The organism is Bacillus sp. FDAARGOS_527, from assembly GCF_003812125.1.
Lineage (GTDB): Bacteria > Bacillota > Bacilli > Bacillales > Bacillaceae_G > Bacillus_A > Bacillus_A paranthracis.
The window spans coordinates 2,149,986-2,165,417 of record NZ_CP033795.1 but is presented as its reverse complement, the minus strand read 5'-3'; the positions used below and the strand labels follow the sequence as shown (position 1 = coordinate 2,165,417).

The window sequence follows — 15,432 nt, the reverse complement described above, 5'->3', positions numbered from 1 at the left end:
GTTGAGCGGTTTTTTAGTAATTAAGGTAGCATCTGTTTTTGATCATTCGGATATTGGGCTGTTGATGTGTTAGAACGATTGGAATGATTGCGAACAGCAATGAAAATAGAAATAATAACGACAAGACCAATTACCACGTAAGAAAGTGAAATAATAGTTGGATCCACTTTAAAAGTAGTAAGTAGTGTACGAATGTTTGTAAAGATAATAAGGCCACCAACTAATACGCCAAGTAAATGAGAAGGAACGATGCGCACTAACCATGCAGCGATTGGAGCTGCGACAATACCGCCAAGCATTAACGAAAATACCCAAACCCAACTTACTTGTTCCCAGCCGAGTGAGATGAAGAAACCAATTGTTGCAGCAAGTGAAACAGGAAACTCACTCGTATCTACAGATCCGATAACTTTTCTAGCTTCATTTCCTCTTGCTAGAAGTACAGGTGTCGTAATCGGACCCCAGCCCCCACCACCAGTTGAATCAACGAATCCAGCGAATAAGCCAAGCGGAACAAGTTGTTTAGCCGACATACGTTTATTTGAAGTAACAACTTGTTTTTGAATAATGAATCGTAATAAAATATAAACCCCTAAAGTAAATAAAAATACAGAAATGTACGGTTTAATTACATCCCCAGGTAAATTGCTTAAAAAACATGCTCCAATAAATGCGCCAATTGCTCCTGGTAATGTAAGCCTGGAAACGGTATATTTATCAACGTTTCCAAATTTGATGTGAGATGCACCAGAAGCGGCGGTTGTAACGACTTCAGCTAAATGAACAGAAGCGGAAGCGACCGCTGGTGCGATACCAAACATTAGTAAAAGCGAGGTAGATGTTACCCCGTACGCCATTCCAAGCGCTCCATCGATCAATTGAGCGAAAAATCCAATAATAGCAAAGACAATTAATTTCTGCATAAATAATCCCCCTGTAATAGTAAATGAAAAAGGCACTTTTCCCGTATGAGAAAAGTGCCTTTGGTTTTTCCAATCAGCAATAATTAAATTTGTTTCATTATAATACACATTAATCGTATAAATCAACTAGGTTTTAAAGTTTTTTGAATTGAACGAAAGAAAAATAAAATATACAATAAAAGGATGGAGAGAAAGGGGAGAAAGACATGTTATTATTTGATCACCTCGTACATGCAGTGAACTGTACACCGGAGGAAGCGGCAAAACAAATGCAGGAGCGTGGATTTCATACTGCACTAGGCGGAGAGCATACTACTTGGGGTACTTGGAATAGTTTATGTTATTTTGATTTATCATATATAGAATTTTTAGCAGTTCAACATGAAGAAAAAGCGAAGAAAGCAGATAATCCATTAGTACAAGAAACGGTAGTGAAATTACAAGACGGTGAGGGTATGCTTCAAATCGCAATTCGAACAGATGCAATTGAAGAGCTAGCAGTAAAGTTTAGTAAGCACGGTTTACATACGATAGGACCATTTGAAGGGAAACGTATGAGAAAAGATGGCCGTCTTTTAGAATGGAAAATGTTATTTGTAAAGCAAGATAAGAACGGACCGAAATTACCTTTCTTTATACAGTGGAATGAAACGGACGAAGAAAGAAGAAATGATTTACGTAACATTGGCACGATCACTGAACATAAAAACAAAGTACAACAAATTGAAACGATTCATTACGCAGTGAAAAATGTTCGAGAAACAGTACGGAAATGGAAAGCAGTCATGGAGCTAACTGCAACTCTAGTCATGAAAAATGAAGAATGGAATGCGGAGTGTCAAAGTGTATCGTTTGGTGACATTCAAGTACAGTTTTGTGAACCGATTGGAGAAGGTCTAGTACAAGAATACATAAAGAATTATGGTGAATATCCATTTGCAGTGGAATGTAAAGGAGAAAATAAACGAGAGCATGAAGTGTTAGGTAGTTTGTACATATATTAATAGAGGTGAACGTTGTGAATGAAATACTTAGAGAGATAGAGAGAAAACTAGAATGCCCTCGTATTATAAAGTGTACAGCTATTTCAAAAGGTTTCTCACATGAAGAGAAATATAAAATAGAATTAGAAAACAAAGTAACATATTTTGTAAAAGTATGTGATGCAGTTCATTTTGAACGTAAACAAGAAGAATATACGTATATGAAACAATTAGAGTCATTACATATTCCAACACCTAAGTTAATTCATTTCATAAAACTTGAGGAATTAAATAAATGTGTTCAAGTATTTGAATGGGCCCAAGGTGTAAATGGTGAAGAGGGCTTAAGTAAGCTATCGGCGGAAGAACAGTATCATGCAGGAAGAAAAGCTGGAGAAGTATTAAAGCGGATTCACTCAATTGAAAGAGAAAGTGCAAGTGATAAATGGGAAACATCTAGATGGAATAAATACGAAAAATACATAGAGGCATTAGCAGATTACGAAGTGAATTTTATAGATTTGAAGCCAGTATTAACTTTTGTAGAAAATCATAAAGACTTATTAAAAAATCGTCCAATCACATTTTTACACGATGACTTCCATCCAGCAAATAGTATGATTCATAATAAAGAATTTATCGTTATCGATTTTGGTGGATATGATTTTGGTGATCCAATTCACGATTTTTATAACGTAGCGATTTTTACTACGAGAATAAGCAAACCATTTGCGGTTGGACAAGTCCATGGTTATTGCAGAGGCGAACCATCGCTTTATTTTTGGAAAATGTACTCTTTATATGCAGCAATGACATTCCCAGCTGATATCGTATGGACAAACCGAAGCACGCCGCATTTAGTAGGTGATATGAAGGAAAGGTTAAACGGAATTTTAGAAGATCATAATCAATTTTCATCCTATATTCCAAAATGGTACCAATCAAGTGAATTTAATAAATAACGGAGGAATTTATATGAACAAAATAGCAGTAATTTCAGATATACATGGTAATATTCCGGCTTTAGAATCTGTACTACAAGATATTAAATTGAGAGGGATCGAACGCATTATTTGTCTTGGAGATTTAGTAGGAAAAGGTCCTCATTCTAGCGAAGTAATTGAAATCATTCGTAAAGAATGTGAAGTAGTCGTAATGGGGAACTGGGATGATTTTATTACAAAGCCGACTGAATTTGAAGCATTAAAATGGCATCAAAAACAACTATCGGAAGAACAAAATGACTATTTAAGAAGCTTACCATTTTCAATCGAGTTTTATATGAGTGGAAAACTCATTCGAATGTTCCACGCCTCACCAAGAAGTTTATATGAAAGAATTCAACCACACGCTTCAAGAGAAGAGCGTATTAGTATGTTCGAAAACAGTGAGCTCACAGAGAATATAGAAGGAGAAAGAAAACCAGATGTCGTTTGCTACGGTGATGTTCACCAAGCGTTCGTTCAAAATTTCAGAGGGAAAACGTTATGTAACGCTGGTAGCGTAGGAAATCCGCTTGAAATTACACAAGCTTCCTATTTAATATTCGAAGGAACTTACAATAAAAAAGAAGCAGCAAGTTTTTCCATCCAGCTTGTACGTGTACCGTACGATATTGAATTAGCTATAAGGCTGGCAGAAGAGCTCGATATGCCAGAAATTGAAGAATACAAACAAGAATTACGGACTGCTTTATATCGAGGGTTTAAGGGGAAGTAAGCTAATCAAAATATATCAACGATTTTTCAAATATATCTATCGTAACTTAAAATATATCAACGATTTTTTCGATTTATCGACGATTCGACATAGGATATCGACTTACCGACAAATAGTGACATAGAAAATTAATTATAATTTTGTTATGTAAACTAAATGGAGGGGGAAATATCATGAACCGAAAACAACAAATTAAAGAAATTGTAGATCATATTTTAAAATTAAACTTAACTCACCCAACAAGAGTTGGAGTAAGCGGTATTACAGCATCAGGAAAAACAGCATTTGCAAATGAATTAGCGGAAGAAATACACAATCAAAAGTATATGTATAGCCTTTTATTAATAGTTATAATTCTCGTATAATTATATTAGCTTTAGAAAGTGAAAAACGGGGGATAAGGCAATAAGAAACGCAAAAAGGGGAGAAAAATAGAATGAATGAAGTACTAGAATTAAAAGAAGAACTACTACAAATTAAAAATAATAATTATGCTGTACCAGAAGACGTAGATGCATATCCATATGCGCAGTGGATGCTAGATTATATCGGATCACCTGATGCTGAATTACGTGATGATTTAATTTATAGTACGCTTCACACATGGATTACAAATGATGTATTTAGACAAAAAGAATTACGGGGATTAATGCTACAAGCAATTAGTCCTGATTATTTATTTTATAAAATTGGTGAAAAGGGAACAGACTCTGTTTTTAAACGTGCATTCTCTGTATTAATTCCACCACTTATTTTATCTGTTCATGAAAGAGAACCGTTGTTATCAGAAGAACAACTATACAGCGTAGCAGAACAAGTGCTGGAATATGTATATTTAGAAGAAGATGTAAGAGGTTATGTAGAAGGAAAAGGATGGGCACACTCTACTGCACATGCAGCGGATGCGCTCGATGCGTTAGCACGTACAATACAAAATCGTGAGTTTTCATATGCGATTCTTGCAGCTGTTCGTCAGAAAGTTCGCCTAAATGACTATGTTTACATACACTTTGAGGATGAGAGATTAGTAACGCCAATTATGTCGTTACGTAATCAAAATCTTTTAACAGAAGAAGAGTGGAGCAACTGGTTACATAGTATAGCAATTGTTGAAGACATCCCGCATCCTCAGTATGATATTTTAGTACAAAATATTAGAGCTTTCTTAAGAAGTTTATATTTTAGAGTTTTAGAGACAGAGGGTAGTACAGCCTTTACAGATGATATTTTGGAAACTTTGAAGGATTTGCGTAGGTATTAAAAATCCATTTTGCTAAAAGGAAATTACATAAAACCAGCACCTCCCAACCATACTAATAAAATGTGTTGGAGGTGAGTTTAATGGACAAAAAAGATTTTGAAAAAGTGTATAATGATTATTTATATCAAGGAGAAGAACAAGCTCAATTCGAAGTAGACCATGAAGTTAATACAGGAGCAGAACAAATAGTTGCAGTTCGTAAAAATGATGATGGGGATTTAATTGCTTTTAAAACAAGTAGCGGGAGAGAGTTAGATTATATGACTGCTCTTAGTGAAGCAAAATCAGGGAAGTTAGCTCATGTGGACGTATTTCATAAGTATGGCAGAGATATTATACGTAGCGAACCTGATGGAATAAAAGAAAATAACTTAGATAATTTACCTTCATTTTAAACGGGTAAACCCCAAGAAGAGAATGTTCATTTGGATATTCTCTTCTTTATTTTACGAAGTTTTTCTTGCAAATAGACGGTTCATTTTTAACGTGCGATAAAACTTTTAAAGAGTGCTCTAAATTTTTCTTTATCTTCTGCTGTAAATGGTTTCGGTCCCTTTGTACGTTTACCACTTTTTCGAACCATTGCACTTAAATATCGTGTTTGTAACAATTGTTCAATGTTATCATTCGTATACTTATAGCCTTTATGGTGTAGTACGATACAACCTTTTGCTAAAGCAAGCGAAGCAAGACCGTAATCTTGTGTTATGATTAAATCTTCTTTTTGGGCTAACTGCATAATTCGGTAATCCGCAGCATCTGCTCCAGAATCAACATAAATTGTTTCCACGCCTTTTGGTTGCTCTGCATTAGAATAATGAGAAAAGCTTGTAACGAGGGTAACAGGAATTTCTGCCTTCGTAGCTTCAAAAATAATTACATCTTTTACAGGGCAAGCATCTGCATCAACATAGATTTTCATTGGTATCACTCCTATAACTAGGTTCGTGTTGATGATAATGGTAGATTTAGGTTTTGTCAAACGAGGGTTTGTATCTAAAGTTACTTTTCACAAACCAAAATAGCCTCACGCAACCGAGAAATACCTTCCTCAATTTGATCAATATCCACTTTTCCATAAGATAAACGTATATAACCATCTTTCGCGCCGAAAATACTCCCCGGCATAAAGGCTATTTCTTGTTTTAAGCTTTGCATAATGAGTTGTTTTTCGTTTATCGGTTCTTTTAATTTCCCCCATATGTATATACCACCGGTCGGATTTGAAAAAGAGATTTTATTGTGAAGTTGCTCGTTTAGAGCACGGACGATAACGTTTCTTTTTTCTGCTAGTTGTTTTCGTAACGGTACGATATGAGACTGAAATGGTACGGTTTCGAAAAATTGCTGCATAAGCCACTGCGGGAAAATGCTCATACCTAATTCCATTTGGTGCCTTGCGTCGGATAACCTTTCTACTACCGATTGCGGGGCAACAAGCCAGCCGACTCGTAAACCTGGTGCAATCATTTTAGATAAAGAATGTACATAAATGACAGTTCCGTTTTCATCAATTGATTTTAAGGTAGGGCAAGGTTGTTTCTTTTCTAGCGTAAGTAAACTAGATGGATCATCTTCCACAATCGCAATTCGTAAGTCTGCACAAAGTGATAATAGTTTTTTTCTACGATTTGGATGCAGCATTGTGCCAGTAGGATTTTGGAAATTTGGATTTAAAAAGATCATTTTAATACGATGCTTTCTATATAGCTCTTGCACATCATCCGGATTAATACCGTGTTCATCGACAGGTAATGGGAAAATACGAATACCTGCTGATTGGAATAACGGTAAGGAATAACAGTGTGATGGACTTTCGAAAGCGACAGCATCACCTGGGTTTAATAAACATTGTACGATAAGGTGAAGTGCTTGCTGTGCGCCAGATGTAATCATAATCGATTGTTCAGTCGCTTCAACTTTTAAATATTCTTTCATATATTTTACTACCGCTTGTCTTAGCGGGAGGTACCCTTGCGGATGATCGTAACTTAATGAGTGCGTTAACGGTTGTTCTCGTAAAATTGTTTGTAGTTGATCGTGAGGATAGAGGTTACAACCGAGTTCTCCGTTTGCAAAATCTATAATATTTTCATTTTGTTGTACTTCTGCCCGAATATGGCGAAGTAACGGTAAGTTTGGTAAAAATGTACCACCTTCTACGAAATTTCTCCAGTTCGGCGTTAATGTCGGAGAAACGCCCCACATATGTGTACTCACGCGTGTTCCTTTACCAGTCGTACTTTCTACAATTCCCATAGCACGTAATTCATTATAAGCAGTAGTAACTGTACTTCGATTTACATTTAACTGCGTAGCTAATTTTCGTTCGGAAGGTAGGAAGCTTCCTGGAGGTAGTTCTCCGTATGTAATACGTTTCTCAATAAAGTCAACAACTTGCTGATAAATAGGGATTTTACTGTCACTATCTAGTTTCCATTCCATAAAAAAACGCCTCCGTATCTCTTATATACATCCAGTATAGCAAATTGGCTGGGTAAAAAAACAGCCAATTGGACGGTGTTATATCCAGCCAATTTTACTATGCTAAATATGGAAGGGGAGATTCGGATGAAACGATGGCAAATGGAATGGCTCCTAGTATCAGTAGCGTTAGTATGGGGAGCAAATTATACAATTGGAAAGTATGGCGTGGCATTTATGTCATCCATTCAATTTAATAGTTTACGATTTTTAGTAGCATCACCGGTATTATTACTTATTACTTTTATGATGGAACGCTCATTACGTATTGAAAGAAAAGATTGGTTACGATTAGTAGCAGTCGGCATCGTTGGAACGACAATGTATCAAACGATGTTTATGCTATCTGTGAAATATACTTCAGCAACGAACGCCTCATTATTAATTGCGATGTCACCTATATTTACAGGGATATTAGCGGTATTACACAAACAAGAACGTTTTTCCATGAAAGTACAGATTGGTTCAATAGTAGCATTTATTGGTGCAGCATTTGTTTTATTAACAGGGCATACGGGAGGAGCTACTTACGAGTATGCATGGCTCGGTAATATAATTGGATTAGTCGCAGCAATTGCGTGGGGATGGTATCCGATATTAGCGCAACCTCTTATTACAAAATACTCCGCAATGAGCGTCACATCATGGTCTACTTTAATTGGAATTGTACCTCTCGTTATATATTGTTTATTCAACGTAAACACATTAACGTGGCCAGTAGACATGCTAAGCTGGGGGTCTCTAGCATATTCAATCGTCTTCGCGACCATCTTCGGACTTGCGATGTGGTATGTCGGTATTAGTCAAATAGGCTCAACGAAAGTAATGGTATATATGTATCTTGTACCGTTGTTCGCAGTTATTTTTGCGGCAGTAACAATAGGGGAGCAAATCAATATGATGCAACTGGTTGGCGGACTTATTATCTTTGTGGGTCTATATGTTGTAAAAAAAGGTGGAATCAAAAAGCCAGCTCTCAATTTGAAAAAGGTAAGCTAACAGTAAAAAGGATCTCTTTCATATAGAAGGAGATCCTTTTTTGTTTCGTAATAAAAGCGCTTGTTCAACAGCCCATTTTTGATGATCATGAAGTAAATATTCTATAGCATGTAATGGAGACATCCACCTTAAAACATGATCCTCCTCACAGTTTCCAGTTCGTTTCTGCACCATGTTCGCAATATAAAAGAACCCATCGTTTAAATAATAAGTATCTTCTTTTTCCGCATAAAAATATCGCATTGCATTACCGATATATTGATTAATTTCAATTGCCCATCCTAATTCCTCTAGTAGTTCACGATGTAAGCATTCATCTTTTGTTTCGGTACCTTCCATACCACCGCCGGGTAAAAAATAACGGTCTCCTTTTTGGATAACAGCAATTTTTGAAGAAGTTGAGTTAAAAATAATTGCATAACAACTAGGCCGTAATACATATTGCTCAGTAGGCTTTTTATAGCCAAAAGTAAGTTTAGATATCATAAAACACGTCACCTCTCTATAAAATACATAAAATGGATAATAAGGTAAAAATGGAATTGTATAAGTATAATCTTACGAGATTGGAGTGATAACAAAATGATAAATCGAAAGTGTTCGCGCTGTAAAGAAATAACAGGTACATTGCACGGTGGTAAAAAAATTAAGGAAGAATTTTTATGTGAAGACTGTTTGCAAAAAGGAATTGCGAGTGGAGAAATCGAATTATCACAAGTGGAGCAAGAACAAACTTCGTATCTTTCTATAAAAATATTAAAAATAATGAGTGTGATTTATTTAATAGGATCTATTTTTATGGCTTTTTCAACTGGTCCATTTATACATAATCTTGGGTTTGATGAAATATCTATTTCGGGATCAGAATTAGGTTTAATAAGTATTGTTATGTTAGGTTCTATATTTCAGTCAGTTCTTGTATTTTGCGGGATATGGGTATTTATCCTTTTAGTAGAAACAGTCATTAAAATTTATGAAAAAATGAAGTGAGTGAGAGGGAGAAACGTATGCGAGTAAGAAACATCCAAGGGGAAGATTATGTAAAGATTCATTCTGTTTTAAATGATTGGTGGGGCGGGAGAGACATGGCTGCTATGTTGCCGAAATTGTTTTTCGTTCACTTTCAAGAAACGAGTTTTATCATTGAAGAAGATGGCGAAACGTTAGGTTTCTTATGCGGATTCTTTTCGCAAACGCATAAAGAGGAAGCGTACGTTCATTTTATCGGGGTAAATCCGAAGTATAGAAGAAGAGGAATTGCATCGACATTGTATTCGTATTTCTTTGATGTCGCACGTGCAAATAATCGTAAAGTTGTAAAAGCAATTACGTCACCAGTTAATAAAAAATCGATACAGTTTCATCAAGAAATCGGTTTTCGAATTGAGGCTGGGGATGATGAGGTAGAGGGTGTATCGGTACATACAAATTATGATGGGAACGGCGGGAGTAGAGTTTTATTTTTGAAAAATGTGTAAAAGTAGGCTAGCGAAAAGTTAGCCTTTTTGTTGTGAGGAGATAACAAGTATGGAGAATAAACAAAGTAGAAATGAGTATGTAAGACGCATACATAAGGTTCAAGATTATATAGAATCCAACATCGATAGTTCACTATCTATTGAAGAGCTAGCCGATGTAGCAGGATTTTCAAAGTATCATTTTCATAGAATTTTTAAAGGGATAGTAGATGAACCATTATCTCGGTATGTAAACCGATTGAAACTGGAAAGGGCAACAAACCTTCTTACATACCGTTCGGATATGACGATTACTGACATCGCTTACCATTTTGGTTTCACAGATTCGGCAGTTTTCTCCCGTACATTTAAAAATTATTACGGAGTAAGTCCGTCTCAATATCGAAACCATAATAGCAAGAATTGCAAAGACGTAAGAAGAACTTCTCAATACAATGAATGTAAGAAGGTTCGAGGAAATGTTGAAATTGTAACAGCGGACGATATAAACGTTGCATACATAAGACATATCGGTACATATAGGGAGTTAACTATAGCTTTTCCAAAAATGATAGAGAAATTATTTCATTACGCAGCTAAGCAAAACTATCATGTATTTGAGGATACGAAAGTATTAACCATTTACCACGATCATCATGAATTTACAGAGGACTATCAGTTAAGGACTAGTTTATGTATAACAATTCCGGATGAATCCGCAGTAGAAACGAACAACATTGGAATAATGGTAATACCTTCTGGAAAGTATGCGGTAAGTCATTTTGAAATACAACAAGATGAATATAAAGGAGCATGGGATTTTTTATACGGTGAATGGCTACCAAATAGCGGATATAAACCGAGAGATGCGTATCCTTTTGAAATGTATAAAAATGACCCAAGGCAGCACCCAGAAAATAAACATATAGTTGATATATATGTACCTATCGAACCTTTTTAATTATAGGTTAAAGGGGAAGGAATAATGAAAACTGCTGAAAAGTTAGATCAGATTATACAAGAAGAATATAAAAACATGAATGGTATGTTAGTAGTGCAGAAAGGTAATGTTATTTTTGAAAACTATTATAACGGGCATGGTCCAGATGATGCATTTCATGTAGCGTCAGTCACAAAAACGATAATCTCGGCCCTAATTGGGATATGTATAGATAAAGGCTATATAAAAAGCGTTGATCAAAAAGTAATAGAGTTTTTTCCTGAATATAAACGTAAGGAATCTGAAATAACAGTGCGACACTTACTTACAATGACAGCTCCATATCCTTTTGTAGACTGGCAGGAACCGTTAGAAGAATTATGTACACAACCAGACTGGGTACAGTATACACTTCATAGAATGGGGAACGGCGGAGAGATTGGAACTTTTAAATATTCATCTGCAGGAGCGCATGTACTATCAGCAATTATCACGAGTGCAACAGGAAAAAGTGCGCGTGAATTTGCGAATGAACAGCTATTTCAGCCACTCGACATGAGAGAAATTCCAAACTACAATATGAAAGCGTTTGGATTTGATGACTTATTCGGAAAAGATGTAAAAGGATGGGTTCATGATCCAAATGGTATTTCGACAGGCGGCTGGGGACTAACGTTAACAGTTAAAGATATGGCTAAGTTTGGACAGATGTATTTGAATGAAGGTATTCATAATGGAAAACAAATTTTATCAAAATCATGGATAAAAGAATCGACAACAATGAACCAAAATCAATATGGTTACTTATGGTGGTTACGAGAAGAGGATGGAATCTTTTCATACTGTGCTATGGGTGACGGTGGGAATATGATTTGTTGTATTCCGAAGCAGGATTTGGTTGTAGTAATTGCTTCTGAAGTTATACCAAATGCACGGGATAGATGGGAATTAATTGTGAAATGTATTCTTCCTTGTATACGGTCAAATAAATAATTTTAGTGAAAAGATGGTGTGAATTGGAGTTTCATACCATCTTTTTGTTTTATGACGAAAAGTTCAGAGGAATGTAAGAGAAATATTAAAAAATGTAAATATTAGGTTTTATAGGTATGAGGTTATTTTTTTTATGTATAATGAGGACAAGGCCTAAAAATACTTAAATATTTAAGTGAATATTTTAAAAAGGGAGATTAAGGATATATGAAAAGCTTACTTCAAAAAACTTTAGCTGTTACAGGACTAACTGCTTCTTTATTAGGTATGGTTTCTTCCGTTTCATTTGCTTCGATTAGTTGGGATAATAGTGCAAGGTGGTCAGGAGCCGGTTCGAAAGCTACGGCAACTGCCTACACTGCAAAATCAAATGAACCTCTTATGTACAAAATGACTGTAACAGCTAAATTTAGTGATGGCTCTTTTAGAAAAGAAGAAGTGGATAATGCACGAATTACAGATCGTATAGATCTTGAAATTTCATCTAAAGGGAAAGTGCATGGTGGTTATTCGACTCATGAATGGTCAGTCGTAGAGGATGATAGTGCGTTCGCCTATAAGGAAATGGCAATTAAATAAAAATCAACAAAGACCGTGAAAAAGGATATATACTTTTTTCACGGTTTTTAAAATAAGGAGGATATATGAATCTAGTATTAAAAGAAATAGTGGTGAACAAAGCGATATTCATTATGTTATTTATTGCGTTTGTATTGACAATATGGCCGATACTTATCGCAATGTCGACGAAAGATTATTATGATGAGAGATTTTATGATAGTAAAAATGGTTATTTTAATTATTACTATTCCGTTCAACTTACTAATATGGGGGAATTCAATTTCAAACAATTTCAGACGTTAGTAGAATCTGATTTTAAAAATGCTAGTGTTATTACAAATGATATTCGTATTACTATTCCAGATATCGGGCGAATAACAATGAATGGTCTCCTTAATAAAAATTGGTCTCCACCATTGCTAAAAGGTTCTCAGATGGAACAACATGAAGAAAATAGTGTAATAGTGGGGAGGAAAATTTATAAAAATACGGAAACAATAAAACTATTTAATAAGGAATATACAGTTAAAGGCGTAGCAGGAGTAAATACCGAATATGAGTATGATATGAAAATTTATGTCTCTTTACATGACATGCCAGATGAAGTGAAACAAAAGATACAAAATGAAAAGACATTCCACATGATCGTTCGTTCTAACGAAAACCCTAAAGAAGAGATAGAAACTTTCATACAGCATGTAAAGCAGAACAATAAAGATATAAATGCCAAAGTGTTTAGTGAAAAAGAGAACTATGAGAAGGAAAAAAACTCTAGTGAAGCCGTAGAAGAGTTACTCAGTTTTCCATATAGAATTTTTTGTATAGCTATAATTACTAGTATAATAGTCAGTTATTATTGGATTTATACAAAGAAAAAGAGTTTTTCGTTAAGGAAGGCTTTGGGAGCAAGTAATGTAAATCTTTTTATTTTTATATTTAGTCAATTGTTTTTATGTGCAATTGCTGCATCAGTTTGTGCAATATGCATACAATGGATTTTTAGCACTTTGAGTGAAAATATTTTAGAGTTTACAAGTTATAGCATTAGTTTACAGTCTACTCATATTGTAATGTGTATATTTCTTTCACTTACTATAGCTTTTATCCTCTCTGTAATACCAATTGTATATGTGCTTAAAAGTGAACCTGCTAAAGCATTAAAGGAGTAAAAATGATGAGAATAAAAAGTGCGTTCCTAGCATTAAAAAAGAGACTTCTATTTTCGGTACTTCTTCTAATACAGATTACATTTGGATTAGCAACTATAACGAGTTCAATTAATGTATTTTATAACTTACACCACCTAAACGATAAATCCAGCTCAGTATTAAATGTTGATAAAACATATTTAATTAATTTTGAAACGACGGCAGATAGGTCACAAAGCAATAAATTTAATAAAGAACAAATTCAAGAAGTTTATAAAACGATTCAACAAAATAAAGATGTGATTTCGTATGGTACATACGAGCAGAGAGTTATTGAAATAGAGTCAAGTAATAGACCACTTCAAACCAGTATGATTAATGATTTGAAACATAAAACGTATCACGATGACAGACCTACTATTAAAACAATTTTTGTAGATGAAAATTACTACAAATTGTTACATTTACCTTTGAAATTTGAAGAAGGCTTCTTACATGAAGATTTTCAAAAAAATAGTGAAGAGAAAACAAAGGTTTTAATGGGTTCTTACTTTAAGAAATATTTTCAAGTTGGGGATACAATTAATAATCAATATACAATTACAGGATTTTTGCCAGAAAATAAATTTATCGTAAATAATAATACGACGAACACATATTTGAAGTTGGATTACGCAATGATAATGCCTATGTCATCTAATAGATATGAAAAATATGAAGCGATGTTTTTAAGACTACATCAAAGTACAGTTTTATATTTACAAAAAGGTGCAGATATAAAGAAATTAGAAGAATCAATTCAACTTAAAGGAAACGATGGTACGTTTTATTTAAAAAGTTTAGGTGAAGAAATAAATGAAGGGGTTACTCTTGATAGCTATTCTGAAATACCTCAACTTATAGTCGGAATCTTATTTATTTTATTCTCAATCGTCGGAATTGTAGTAACGACTATTATTTCTATTTTGATGAGAAAGCGGGAATTTGGTATAAAAATAGCTTTTGGCGAAAGTAAATTTGGAATGTTTATTCAAATTGTTTTAGAAAATATTATTGTAGCAATAGTTGGCTTAGGGATGTCACTAGTATACTTTTCATGGAGATATGGGGCTCTATTGCAAATGTCAAAGGATATAAAAACAGTAACGGTATTAGACTTTAAATTGGATATGCCTATATTATTTTTAGTATTTCTATTCTTATTATTGATCATCGTTGTCTCGAATGTAATTGTCTTCTTATTTATTAGAAAGCTCGAACCGAAAACATTAATAGGAGGAATGGAATAATGAGTTTGATTGTGCTAAAAGATATTAAAAAGGTGTATAGTAACAAGAACCATAATACGTTCGCGTTAAACGGTATAAATTTAACGATAAATAAGGGCGAAATGATAGCGGTAATGGGGCGATCAGGCTCAGGGAAGAGTACATTACTAAATGTTATCGGGTTAATTGATATGCCAAATGAGGGTGAATATACGTTAAATGAAAAAACATTAACTGAAATTAGAGCAAATAAAGTTCATAAAACAAGAAATGAAATGATCGGATTTATTTTTCAATATTTTGCATTGTTAAAAGAACATACTGTACTGGATAATGTAGTGCTACCACTCACATATAGAAAGCTAAAGCAACGGGAAAAAGAAAATAAGGCGAAGTTCTATTTAGAAAAAGTAGGATTAAAAGAACATATGTATAAAACACCCGACGAGCTATCAGGTGGACAACAGCAGCGCGTCGCAATTGCAAGAGCGTTAGTGGGCGAACCAGAATTAATATTGGCAGATGAACCGACTGGAAATTTAGATAGAAAAACAGGAGAAGAAATTATGAATCTACTGTTACAACTGAATGAAGAAGGACGAACAATTATTATTGTAACGCATGATATGGAAGTAGCGAATAAGTGTAATAGAATTATTGAGTTAGTTGATGGGGAAGTTGTGCGGAGTTAGTAAT

The 15,432-nt window shown here is 34.5% G+C and carries 19 protein-coding genes; 15 read left to right on the top strand and 4 right to left on the bottom strand.

Features of this window, described 5'->3' with window-relative positions:
- Positions 1 to 20: 20 nt before the first annotated feature.
- Complete coding sequence (locus EGX95_RS13735; protein ID WP_001170732.1) at positions 21 to 923, bottom strand: sulfite exporter TauE/SafE family protein; 903 nt, start codon at positions 921 to 923, stop codon at positions 21 to 23.
- Positions 924 to 1,129: 206 nt separating this feature from the next.
- On the opposite strand from EGX95_RS13735, the gene EGX95_RS13730 reads away from it, so the two are divergent.
- The 6 genes from EGX95_RS13730 to EGX95_RS13705 all read left to right on the top strand — a co-directional run bounded on the left by EGX95_RS13730 (position 1,130) and on the right by EGX95_RS13705 (position 5,281).
- On the top strand, positions 1,130 to 1,927 hold the full coding sequence (locus tag EGX95_RS13730) for a VOC family protein (RefSeq protein ID WP_000923851.1): 798 nt from the start codon (positions 1,130 to 1,132) through the stop codon (positions 1,925 to 1,927).
- 14 nt (positions 1,928 to 1,941) lie between these two features.
- A complete protein-coding gene (locus EGX95_RS13725; protein WP_001002792.1) occupies positions 1,942 to 2,868 on the top strand; it encodes an aminoglycoside phosphotransferase family protein in 927 nt (308 codons plus the stop codon).
- Positions 2,869 to 2,881: 13 nt separating this feature from the next.
- The gene (locus tag EGX95_RS13720; RefSeq protein WP_001033080.1) at positions 2,882 to 3,625 is read left to right on the top strand and encodes a metallophosphoesterase family protein; all 744 of its coding nucleotides are present in this window, start codon (positions 2,882 to 2,884) and stop codon (positions 3,623 to 3,625) included.
- Positions 3,626 to 3,798: 173 nt separating this feature from the next.
- Entirely contained in the window at positions 3,799 to 3,990 is a 192-nt protein-coding gene (locus EGX95_RS13715) for a nucleoside/nucleotide kinase family protein (RefSeq protein ID WP_002027942.1), read from the top strand.
- A 71-nt stretch (positions 3,991 to 4,061) separates the two neighbouring features.
- Positions 4,062 to 4,886, top strand: a complete 825-nt coding sequence (locus tag EGX95_RS13710; protein ID WP_001006678.1) for a DUF2785 domain-containing protein — start codon at positions 4,062 to 4,064, stop codon at positions 4,884 to 4,886.
- Positions 4,887 to 4,966: 80 nt separating this feature from the next.
- Positions 4,967 to 5,281 carry a DUF3892 domain-containing protein gene (locus tag EGX95_RS13705; protein WP_000358184.1) on the top strand — a complete coding sequence of 105 codons (315 nt, stop codon included), beginning with the start codon at positions 4,967 to 4,969 and terminating at the stop codon, positions 5,279 to 5,281.
- 86 nt (positions 5,282 to 5,367) lie between these two features.
- On the opposite strand, the gene EGX95_RS13700 is transcribed toward EGX95_RS13705, so the two are convergent.
- Both EGX95_RS13700 and EGX95_RS13695 read right to left on the bottom strand, forming a co-directional pair.
- Positions 5,368 to 5,808, bottom strand: a complete 441-nt coding sequence (locus EGX95_RS13700) for a YaiI/YqxD family protein (protein WP_000708750.1) — start codon at positions 5,806 to 5,808, stop codon at positions 5,368 to 5,370.
- A gap of 80 nt (positions 5,809 to 5,888) precedes the next feature.
- Entirely contained in the window at positions 5,889 to 7,331 is a 1,443-nt protein-coding gene (locus EGX95_RS13695) for a MocR-like pyridoxine biosynthesis transcription factor PdxR (protein ID WP_000454939.1), read from the bottom strand.
- A 126-nt stretch (positions 7,332 to 7,457) separates the two neighbouring features.
- Between EGX95_RS13695 and EGX95_RS13690 the strand changes: the two genes are divergently transcribed.
- Positions 7,458 to 8,369, top strand: coding sequence for a DMT family transporter (locus EGX95_RS13690; RefSeq protein ID WP_063246819.1), 912 nt, complete (start codon positions 7,458 to 7,460; stop codon positions 8,367 to 8,369).
- 18 nt (positions 8,370 to 8,387) lie between these two features.
- On the opposite strand, the gene EGX95_RS13685 is transcribed toward EGX95_RS13690, so the two are convergent.
- Complete coding sequence (locus EGX95_RS13685) at positions 8,388 to 8,855, bottom strand: NUDIX hydrolase (RefSeq protein ID WP_000624031.1); 468 nt, start codon at positions 8,853 to 8,855, stop codon at positions 8,388 to 8,390.
- Positions 8,856 to 8,951: 96 nt separating this feature from the next.
- Between EGX95_RS13685 and EGX95_RS13680 the strand changes: the two genes are divergently transcribed.
- The 8 genes from EGX95_RS13680 to EGX95_RS13645 all read left to right on the top strand — a co-directional run bounded on the left by EGX95_RS13680 (position 8,952) and on the right by EGX95_RS13645 (position 15,428).
- On the top strand, positions 8,952 to 9,359 hold the full coding sequence (locus EGX95_RS13680) for a DUF3980 domain-containing protein (protein ID WP_000610497.1): 408 nt from the start codon (positions 8,952 to 8,954) through the stop codon (positions 9,357 to 9,359).
- Positions 9,360 to 9,376: 17 nt separating this feature from the next.
- Entirely contained in the window at positions 9,377 to 9,847 is a 471-nt protein-coding gene (locus EGX95_RS13675) for a GNAT family N-acetyltransferase (RefSeq protein WP_001266049.1), read from the top strand.
- A 49-nt stretch (positions 9,848 to 9,896) separates the two neighbouring features.
- Complete coding sequence (locus EGX95_RS13670; RefSeq protein WP_000428678.1) at positions 9,897 to 10,787, top strand: AraC family transcriptional regulator; 891 nt, start codon at positions 9,897 to 9,899, stop codon at positions 10,785 to 10,787.
- 24 nt (positions 10,788 to 10,811) lie between these two features.
- Entirely contained in the window at positions 10,812 to 11,759 is a 948-nt protein-coding gene (locus EGX95_RS13665; RefSeq protein ID WP_000844674.1) for a serine hydrolase domain-containing protein, read from the top strand.
- 207 nt (positions 11,760 to 11,966) lie between these two features.
- Positions 11,967 to 12,338 carry a hypothetical protein gene (locus tag EGX95_RS13660; protein ID WP_000838697.1) on the top strand — a complete coding sequence of 124 codons (372 nt, stop codon included), beginning with the start codon at positions 11,967 to 11,969 and terminating at the stop codon, positions 12,336 to 12,338.
- A gap of 65 nt (positions 12,339 to 12,403) precedes the next feature.
- Positions 12,404 to 13,489: an FtsX-like permease family protein gene (locus EGX95_RS13655; protein WP_001055045.1), complete on the top strand. Its 1,086-nt coding sequence runs from the start codon at positions 12,404 to 12,406 to the stop codon at positions 13,487 to 13,489.
- 2 nt (positions 13,490 to 13,491) lie between these two features.
- Positions 13,492 to 14,757 carry an ABC transporter permease gene (locus tag EGX95_RS13650; RefSeq protein WP_001992558.1) on the top strand — a complete coding sequence of 422 codons (1,266 nt, stop codon included), beginning with the start codon at positions 13,492 to 13,494 and terminating at the stop codon, positions 14,755 to 14,757.
- On the top strand, positions 14,757 to 15,428 hold the full coding sequence (locus EGX95_RS13645; RefSeq protein WP_000053192.1) for an ABC transporter ATP-binding protein: 672 nt from the start codon (positions 14,757 to 14,759) through the stop codon (positions 15,426 to 15,428). The genes EGX95_RS13650 and EGX95_RS13645 overlap by 1 nt, the downstream gene beginning before the upstream one ends.
- Positions 15,429 to 15,432: the final 4 nt, after the last annotated feature.